Here is an 8,464-nt window from a genome sequence, read left to right on the forward strand (position 1 = left end):
CCGCCAGCAGCAAGCGCCGCGGGCAGGGCGCCCATCAGCACACCCGCGCACGAGCGCGGGCCGGGGAGGAGAGGGCCGGGGACGGCATGCGGCGGGATCAGCCCTGCGCGGTCTTCGCGGCCTCGGCGATCGGCGGGACGACCTTCTCGAGCGCGAACGGGATGGACAGCGGAGAGATCGCGGAGACGGAGAGGACCTCCTGCTCGTCCGTCTGCAGGACGAGGGCGCCGGCCTCCACGGCCGGGATCGAGCCCAGCAGGGGGTCGGACTCGATGGCCTCGCGGACCGAGTCCTGGGCGGCCCAGGAGACGAACACGTCCGACTCCAGCTCGTCCGCGCGCTCGGGCGACCACGTGAAGAAGAACGCCTGGTCCTCCGGGGAGTTCTCCGTCACCACCGGCGCCTGTTCCATGCCGAGCAGCTCGAGGAACTTCGGGCGGTTGTCCACGTCCGTGTAGATGCTGATCTGGTCCGCGGCGGCGGGGTCGATGGTGCCGTAGATGAAGGAGGCGCCCTGCAGGTCCGCGTGCTTCTCGCCGGCGTCCTTGATCTGCTGCTCGAGGTCCGCGATGAGCTCCTTCGCCTCCTGCTCCTTGCCGAGCACGCGGCCGATGACCTCCGTGGACTGCTGCCACGAGGTGCCGTAGGCGGGGACGTCCTTCGGGTAGGCCACGGTGGGGGCGATCTTCGAGAGGCGGTCGTAGTCCTCCTGCGTGATGCCGGAGTAGACGGCGAGGATGACGTCCGGCTTCACGGCGGCGATCGCCTCGGCGTCGATGCCGGAGGCCTCGGACCACTGCACGGGCTTCTGCGCGCCCTCGGTCTCGGCGAGCTTCGCGTCGAACCAGTCGGTGGACTTCTCCGCGTTCCCGCCGAACTCCACGGCGGCCATGCCCACCGGCACCACCCCGAGGGCGAGGGCCACGTCCTGGTTCACCCAGGACACGGTGGCCACGCGGGTCGGGCGCTGCGGGATCTCGGTGGTGCCGTAGACGTGCTCGATGCTGCGGGGGAACGCGGCGTCCCCGCCTACGGCGTCCGACGACGACGCACCGGCCGACGAGGACGAGGCCGAGCCGCCGGCCGGGCCCGTGGCGCAGGCGGCAAGGAGCAGGGCGAGGCCGGAGCCGCCCGCACCGAGCAGGGCGGCGGCGGGAGACCAGGGGGGAGGAGGGGTCATGGGCAGTCTTTCTGGAGTCGGGGCCTCAGCCGCAGTCGGCGGCGAGGTCGGTGACACGGCGGCGGCGAGCCCCGGCTCCCTGGGAGGACGGCCGGAGCCCGCCGTCGGCGCTCACGGTGCGGTCACGGTGTGGCGGCTGGACGAGAGTCCGCCGAGCCAAGACCACGGACACGCGTGACTGAATACGCAACATCAGCATGTCCTAATCAGAGAGGTTAGTGCACCCTCAGTTCGGGGCGCAACACGATTGCGGCATGGATTCCCCTGAAAGGCTCCTGGGACTTCAGGCGCAGGGCGAAGCGCAGGGCGGAGTGTGGCCCTGCGGCACCGGCGGGCTCGCGGGGCGTCCGAGCGGATACTGTGGAGCCCGTGAGCCAGCCGAACACCCCTCCCGCCCACGGCGACCAGCCGCGCCCCACCGACCACGGGGAGAAGGTCGCGTCCATGTTCAACGGCATCGCCGGCCGCTACGACCTCATGAACACCGTCATGACCTGGGGGCAGGAGCCGCGCCTGGTCCGGCGCACCGTGGACCACGCCAACGTCTCCGCCGGCGGGCGCGTCCTGGACCTGGCCACCGGCACCGGGGACATCGCCCTCGAGGTGCTGCGCCGCCACCCGGACGCCCACGTCGTCGGCGCGGACTTCGCGCCCGAGATGATGGAGGTCGCGGCCGGCCGCGAACGGGGAGAAGGTCGAGTGGGTCGAGGCCGACGCCATGGACCTGCCGTTCGCGGACGAGTCCTTCGACTCCCTCACCCACGGCTACCTGCTGCGCAACGTCTCGGACATCCCCGCCACGCTCGCGGAGCAGTTCCGCGTCCTGCGCCCCGGCGGATGGATGGCCGCGCTTGAGACCTCACCGGCCCCGGAGAACATCGTCAAGCCGTTCTCCACCTTCTACATCAAGAACATCGTCCCCCGCGTGGCACGGCTCATCACCGACACCCCGGACGCCTATGAGTACCTGTCCGCCTCCACGCGCTCCTTCAAGACGCCGGCGGAGATCGCCGGGCTACTGGAGGACGCCGGGTTCGTGAACATCGGCCACGAAACGTTCATGTTCGGTACACTCGCGGTCCATTGGGCGATGAAACCGGTGGAATGAAGGCTGTTCGCAGCAAAGTGCTCAACAATCGAGTCCACCGAGGCGTACGATCACTCCGACATGCGTAGATAACGGTGTCATAACGAGGCCGTCCGTCATAGCGTCATAGACTGACCGCACCGTCGGGTCGCGCAGGACCCATGCCGGCGATCCCCACGGCCCGCCGCACCACCAGCAAAGGAGTCTCCCGTGACCGAGTCCCGGAACGTCGGCGCCCCCACCTCCATGGCCGAGCTGCAGGAGATACTCCCCAAGCTGTCCCATCCGGACGGCTCCCCTGTCCGCGCCCTCGTGGTGGACGACGAGCCGATGATCGCCGACCTCATGTCCATGGCCCTGTCCCTGTGCGGCTGGGAGGTCGTCATCGCCCATGACGGCGCCACCGCGCTGGAGAAGGGCAAGGAGAAGCAGCCGGACGTCGCGATCCTGGACATCATGCTCCCGGACCTGGACGGCATGGAGGTCCTCGAGCGACTCCGGGCCTTCTGGCCGGACATGCCCGTCATGTTCCTCACCGCCAAGGACTCCACGGACGACCGCATCACCGGCCTGGCCGCCGGCGGCGACGACTACGTCACCAAGCCGTTCTCCATGGAGGAGGTCCTCATCCGCCTCCACCGTCTCGTCCAGCGCTCGGGCATGATGCCGCGGCCAACGAGGTGATCGTGGTGGGAGACCTGGTGATGAACACCCGCACCCATGAGGTCACCCGCGGCGGCGACCTCATCGAGCTCACCGCCACCCAGTACAACCTGCTGCAGTACCTGATGCTCAACGTGCGCACCGTGCTGTCCAAGTCCCAGATCCTCGACCACGTGTGGGGCTACGAGTTCGGCGGTCGCGCCAACATCGTGGAGCTCTACATCTCCTACCTGCGCAAGAAGATCGACGCCGGCCGTGACCCGATGATCCACACGGTCCGCGGCGCGGGCTATGTCATCCGCCCGGCCTGACCCGGCCCAGGGCGAACCGACCGCCCCGCCCCCTGCCTCCGGGCAGCGGGCGGGGCGGTCGACGTCGTTGGCCGTCCGCATTGCAGCCGGCCTGGTCGCCTTGGTCGCCGCCGTCCTCTGCCTCTACGCGGTCTTCAACCTGAGCGTCTCCGAGAACACGGTGCGCGGGCGCATCGCGGCGAACCTGGGCGCGACCCTGCAGCGCGCCGCCGCGCAGATCGAGACCGGCGGGCCCAGCCCCGTGCCTACGGCCCCGCTGGCCACCCCCGGGCGCGGGCTCACGCTGCCCACCGGCGCCGGCCACGAGTCCGGCACGCTCGTGGGCATGGCCGACCTGGAGGATCTGAAGCACCACTCGGGCCAGGGCCTGGACGGCTACATCCTCGACGCGGTCGGCGTTCAGCGTGAGCTGACCTCGCGAGAGAGCCATGTGCTGGTCCACGGGCTGACCCGCGGCCCGGTCGAGGACGCCACCGAGGTCCGGCTCGAGGGCGTGGTGTACATGATCCAGGGCCAGCGGCTGGACCGGACCGCCCCGATCGGCCCCGGAGAGCGGGTCCTCGTGGTCGGCACGCCGATCGACGACGAGATCAAGATCCTCAACGAGACGCGCATCGGCACCCTCGGGTCCATGGCGGTGATCATCATCGTGGTGGCCATCGGCTCCTGGGCATGGGTGCGCCGCTCCCTGGACCCGCTCGCGAACGTGGCCGTCCGGGCCAACGAGGTCTCCGCCCTGCCGGTGGGCACCCCCGGGGTCCGTCTCGCGGACCACCGCGTCCCCGAGTCTGCGAGCCGGCAGGCGGACGAGATCGCCGTGGTGGCCACCGCCTTCAACCGGATGCTGACCTCCATGGACGACTCCCTGGACGAGCGTCAGCTGCTCGAGGACAAGCTCCGCCGCTTCGTGGCGGACGCCTCCCACGAGCTGAGGACCCCCCTGGCCTCCATCCGGGGCTATGCGGAGATGATCGGCCTCACCGAGTCGTTGTCCGAGCGGGGGCGGGACTCCCTGCAGCGCGTGCTGGCGCAGTCGGACCGCATGACGCGCCTGGTGGACGACCTGCTCTTCCTGGCCCGCATGGACCGGGAGGCACAGCGCCGCCTGGAGGCCGGAGGCGAGGTCGGCGCGGGCTCCGACTGCCGGCTGGTCTCCATGGCGGAGCTGGTGGTGGAGGCCGTCCAGGACGCGCGTGCGGCCGGTCCCGGGCACGAATGGCACGTGGAGGTCTCGGAGGAGAAGATCGCCGAGGACGTGCAGGTCTGCGGAGACCCCCACCAGCTCGAGCGGGTGGTGGGCAACCTCCTCTCGAACGCCCGCAAGCACACCCCCGCCGGCACCTCCGTGAGCACGACCGTGGACATCGTCCCGTTTCCCCAGGCGTCCTCCGGCCGGGGCGTGCAGGTGGTGGTGGAGGACGACGGCCCGGGCATCCCCGACTCCATCAAGCCCGTCCTGTTCGACCGCTTCGTACGGGCCTCCGCGGCCCGGGAGCCGGTGGAGGGCTCCACCGGCTTGGGCCTGGCGATCGTGCGGGCCGTCGTGGAGGCCCATGGCGGGACCGTCTCCGTGGACTCGGTCCCCGGCCGCACCAGGATGGTGATGCTCCTGCCCGCCGTGGGGCGGGGTTGGGTCAGCGCATGTCCTGCGCCGCAGCGATGACGGCCTCGGTGAGACGGTCCAGCGAGTCGGGGCCGGAGCTCCAGCGCTGCCAGTGCAGCTCCACGTCCATGTCCCCGAGGTCCGGGATGGTCATCAGCTCCGGGTGGGTCCCCTCGAGGACGCCGGCCGGCATCTGCGAGTCGGGGATCATGCCCCAGCCCAGTCCGCCGGTCACGGCCCGGTAGTAGGCCGTGACGAGGGGATCAGGTGGTGCGGGGGCGTGCCGAGCCCGGCGCGGACGAGGACCTGGTGCTGGAGCAGGTCCCGGACGCCGTAGTCCACCGCCGGGAGGGTGGTGAGGTCCGGGGTGCCGTCCTCGCGCTGGTGCAGGTCGGCCAGGAAGCGCGTGGTCACCGGGTGGTACCGCATGGTCCCCAGGGGGATCACCACGCACCCGGACACGGGCTCGGGGACCGCCGTGACCGCGGCCATCACCGTGCCGGCCCGCAGCAGGGCGGCGGTGTGGGCCTGGTCCTCGGCATGGATGTTGAGGACCACGTCGTCCCAGGTGGAGGCCCGCTTGAGGACCCCGAGGAACCAGGTGTCCAGGGAGTCCGCGTTCACGGCCAGCGGTAGCCGGGTCCGGCCCTGCTCGCCCACGCCGAGGGAGCCGAGGGCGTCGTCCTCCAGCGCCACGACCTGCCGGGCCAGGCGGAGCATGTGCTCGCCGGCGGTCGTGGCCTGCACCGGGACCGTGCGCGTCAGCAGCACCTGGCCGACCTGCCTCTCGAGCGCGCGGACACGCTGGGAGAAGGCGGATCCGGAGATGCGGAGGGAGTCCGCGGCGGCGTCGAAGGTCCCCTCGTCGACGGCCGCGGCGAGGGCGCGCAGGTGGTCCGAGTTCACAGGCGCACAGCCTACGCGAGCTTATGAAGGATCTCTTCATACCCTGAAGGATTCTGCGCTGGATGCGGCTGACGATGCGCTCCTACTCTCTCCCGGTGACCATCTTCGCGACCGGATTCCTGACCAACCTCGCCCTCGTCGTCGCCGTCGGCGCGCAGACCCTGTTCCTCCTGCGCCAGGTGGTCCGACGCGACCGCGTGCTGCTGTGCCTGGGCATCTGTCTGGCCGGCGACGCCGTCCTGCTGTTCGCGGGCGTCGCGGGCATCGGCGCCGTGGCCGACGCCGTGCCGTGGCTCATCCCCGCGATGACCGTGGCCGGCATCGCCTACCTGCTCTGGTTCGCGTTCGGCGCCCTCCGTTCGGCGTGGCGGGGTCAGACGACCCTGTCCTCCGCGGCCGCCGAGGCGCAGGAGAACGACCCCGAGCATGCCCCGTCCCTCACGGACGTCGTCAGCCTGACCGGACAGCTGCCGGTGATCGACGAGGAGAGGCTCGCGGCCTACCGCGCCGGCCATCTCCAGGAGGATGCGGACCCCACGCACCCGGCCCCGCACTCCGGCGAGGCGAACGAGCCCGCCCGGCCGTCCGTCGTCGGGAAGCCCTCGGGGAAGGGCTCCGTGGCCGTGCAGGCGAGGCCGGAGGTGCGGCAGGTGGCGCTGCAGGCGCCCCAGACGCCGCTGGGCAAGGCGATCATGCTGGCGCTGTCCGTGTCCCTGCTGAACCCGCACGCGATCTTGGACATGGTCGTGATGCTGGGCACCGTGGCCCAGGCCTACGGCGAGGATCGCTGGCTGTTCTCCGGCGGCGCCATCCTGGCCTCCGCCGCGTGGATCGTGCTGCTGGGCTGGGGCGGCACCAAGCTCGCCCCGATGATGAACTCGCCGAGGATGTGGCGGATCGTGGACTCTGCGGTGGGCGTGCTCATGCTCGGCATCGCCGTGAAGATCGGCCTCACGCTGCTCTGATCGGCGCCGTGCGACGGACGTGCCCCGTCGTGCGGTGGCCGGGCCGTCCTGCGTCCGGCAGAGGGGAGCGTCCTGCCTCCGGTGGGACCGACCGTCCCGCCTCCGCCTCGAGTGGGACACTGTCCTGCATGGGAACCGCCTCCGCCGTGAACGCCGCCGAGTCCGCGCCGAAGCAGATCCGGGTGTCCGCCGTGGTGCTGCTGCGTCCGGACGGTCGGGCGCTGTCCGTCCGCAAGGCCGGCACCCGGATGTATATGTTCCCCGGGGGCAAGCCGGAGCCGGGGGAGAGCCCCCTGCAGACCGCCGTGCGGGAGGTGGCCGAGGAGACCGGCATCCGGCTGCGCACCGAGGAGCTCGTCACGCTGGGTGTCCACGAGGCCGCCGCCGCGAACGAGGCCGGTTTCCGGGTGGTGGGGGACGTCTTCGCCCTCGCGCGTCCGCTCGCCGAGCACGAGAGGCCGGTGAAAGCCGCGGAGATCGCGGACCTGACCTGGCTGGACCCCGCCGCCCTCGAGGCGCCGGAGGGCCACGGCCTGGCCCCGCTGCTGCAGTCCGTGCTGACCGGCATCGCGGAGGATCCGCTGTTCTGAGGGTGTCCGGCGCCGGCACTACGCTGGCCCGGTGACCTCCCTGATGCGCATCCTCCGCTTCGCCCCGCAGCTGCGTCCGCTCTACCTCGGGATCGCGGTGTCCGCGGTGCTGATGGCCGTGCTCCACCTGGCCACCCCGTTCCTCATCGGCGCCGCCACGGACGAGATCGTGGAGGCGGTGGCCGGCCGCACCCCGGTGGAGGACGCCGTGCAGGCGGTGGTCTGGATCGCGGTCGCGTTCCTGGCCGTGGAGGTGGCGTCCACGGCGGTGGTGAGCATCGGCGGCTACTGGGGAGACGTGATGGCCACCCGCATGCGCGCCATCCTCTCCACCCGGTACTTCGAACACCTGCTGCACCTGCCGCAGAAGTACTTCGACACCGCCATCACCGGCCGGATCACCAGCCGCCTGAACCGCTCCATCACGGAGCTCACGCAGTTCCTGAACTTCTTCGCGAACAACGCGTTCACGATGCTCATCACCACGGTGGCGGTGCTGGCGATCTCCGCCTTCTACTGGTGGCCGCTGGCTGTGCTGCTGGCGGTGGTGTTCCCCGTCTACATGTGGCTCACCGCGAAGACCTCGAAGCGGTGGCAGGTCTGGGAGGGCGAGAAGAACACGCAGATCGACATCGCCTCCGGCCGCTTCACCGAGGTCGTCGCGCAGATGCCCGTGGTGCGCTCGTACAACCGCCAGGGCACCGAGCTGGCCGGGTTCTCCGAGCGCTTCCGGTCCACCATCGGCATCACCCGGAGGCAGTCGAACTGGTGGCACTCCATGGACGCCGCCCGCCGCCTCGCCCTGAACGTGGTGTTCGGCGTGCTGTACCTGCTGGTGTTCGTCCGCACCGCGCAGGGCCACTTCTCCGTGGGAGACATGGTCCTGCTGCTGCAGCTGATGAACATGGCCCGCGAGCCGATCTTCTCCATGTCCTACCTCGTGGACTCCGCCCAGCGCGCCGTCGCCGGCTCGAAGGACTACTTCGAGGTCCTCTCCGAGGAGCGGGAGGACGGCCGGGACGGCACCGCCGTCCGGCACATCGGCGAGGGGGACGACGACGGGCACTCTCGCCTCCGGGAGGCGACGCGTCCGTCGTCGTGGGGCGCGGCCGGGGCAGGAGGCGGAGACGACCGGCGGGGACCGGGCGGCTCCGGGTGG

At 71.0% G+C, this 8,464-nt stretch carries 7 protein-coding genes and 2 pseudogenes; 6 read left to right on the plus strand and 3 right to left on the minus strand.

Features of this window, described 5'->3' with window-relative positions; all coding sequences use genetic code 11:
- Positions 1-97 precede the first annotated feature (97 nt).
- Positions 98-1,180 carry an iron-siderophore ABC transporter substrate-binding protein gene (locus AC2W7A_RS06230; RefSeq protein WP_485990591.1) on the minus strand — a complete coding sequence of 361 codons (1,083 nt, stop codon included), beginning with the start codon at positions 1,178-1,180 and terminating at the stop codon, positions 98-100.
- 489 nt (positions 1,181-1,669) lie between these two features.
- Here AC2W7A_RS06230 and AC2W7A_RS06235 point away from each other — a divergent pair.
- From AC2W7A_RS06235 to AC2W7A_RS06245, 3 genes and pseudogenes are all read left to right on the plus strand, one after another.
- A pseudogene (locus AC2W7A_RS06235) lies at positions 1,670-2,288 on the plus strand (ubiquinone/menaquinone biosynthesis methyltransferase).
- A 225-nt stretch (positions 2,289-2,513) separates the two neighbouring features.
- Positions 2,514-3,241: pseudogene (locus tag AC2W7A_RS06240) on the plus strand (response regulator transcription factor).
- A 100-nt stretch (positions 3,242-3,341) separates the two neighbouring features.
- Positions 3,342-4,904, plus strand: a complete 1,563-nt coding sequence (locus tag AC2W7A_RS06245) for a sensor histidine kinase (protein WP_485990592.1) — start codon at positions 3,342-3,344, stop codon at positions 4,902-4,904.
- Here AC2W7A_RS06245 and AC2W7A_RS06250 read toward each other — a convergent pair.
- On the minus strand, positions 4,876-5,079 hold the full coding sequence (locus tag AC2W7A_RS06250; protein ID WP_485990593.1) for a hypothetical protein: 204 nt from the start codon (positions 5,077-5,079) through the stop codon (positions 4,876-4,878). The two genes, AC2W7A_RS06245 and AC2W7A_RS06250, sit on opposite strands and share 29 nt — an antisense overlap.
- A complete protein-coding gene (locus tag AC2W7A_RS06255) occupies positions 5,076-5,750 on the minus strand; it encodes an ArgP/LysG family DNA-binding transcriptional regulator (protein ID WP_485990594.1) in 675 nt (224 codons plus the stop codon). The genes AC2W7A_RS06250 and AC2W7A_RS06255 overlap by 4 nt, the downstream gene beginning before the upstream one ends.
- 62 nt (positions 5,751-5,812) lie before the next feature.
- Here AC2W7A_RS06255 and AC2W7A_RS06260 point away from each other — a divergent pair, with 62 nt between their 5' ends.
- The 3 genes from AC2W7A_RS06260 to AC2W7A_RS06270 form a co-directional block, all read left to right on the plus strand.
- A complete protein-coding gene (locus tag AC2W7A_RS06260) occupies positions 5,813-6,715 on the plus strand; it encodes a LysE/ArgO family amino acid transporter (RefSeq protein WP_485990595.1) in 903 nt (300 codons plus the stop codon).
- Positions 6,716-6,843: 128 nt separating this feature from the next.
- Positions 6,844-7,305 carry an NUDIX hydrolase gene (locus AC2W7A_RS06265; RefSeq protein WP_485990596.1) on the plus strand — a complete coding sequence of 154 codons (462 nt, stop codon included), beginning with the start codon at positions 6,844-6,846 and terminating at the stop codon, positions 7,303-7,305.
- Positions 7,306-7,336: 31 nt separating this feature from the next.
- Positions 7,337-8,464: ABC transporter transmembrane domain-containing protein (locus tag AC2W7A_RS06270; RefSeq protein ID WP_485990597.1), on the plus strand; the 1,128-nt coding region annotated here is incomplete at its 3' end.

The sequence above is a fragment of the Micrococcus sp. LASM2_SD2 genome (assembly GCF_057364565.1).

Bases quoted from the DNA above. Each gene is read 5' to 3' on its own strand.
- AC2W7A_RS06260 (WP_485990595.1), top strand. From the start codon at position 5,813: ATGCGGCTGACGATGCGCTCCTACTCTCTCCCGGTGACCATCTTCGCG.
- AC2W7A_RS06230 (WP_485990591.1), bottom strand. From the start codon at position 1,180: ATGACCCCTCCTCCCCCCTGGTCTCCCGCCGCCGCCCTGCTCGGTGCG.
- AC2W7A_RS06265 (WP_485990596.1), top strand. From the start codon at position 6,844: ATGGGAACCGCCTCCGCCGTGAACGCCGCCGAGTCCGCGCCGAAGCAG.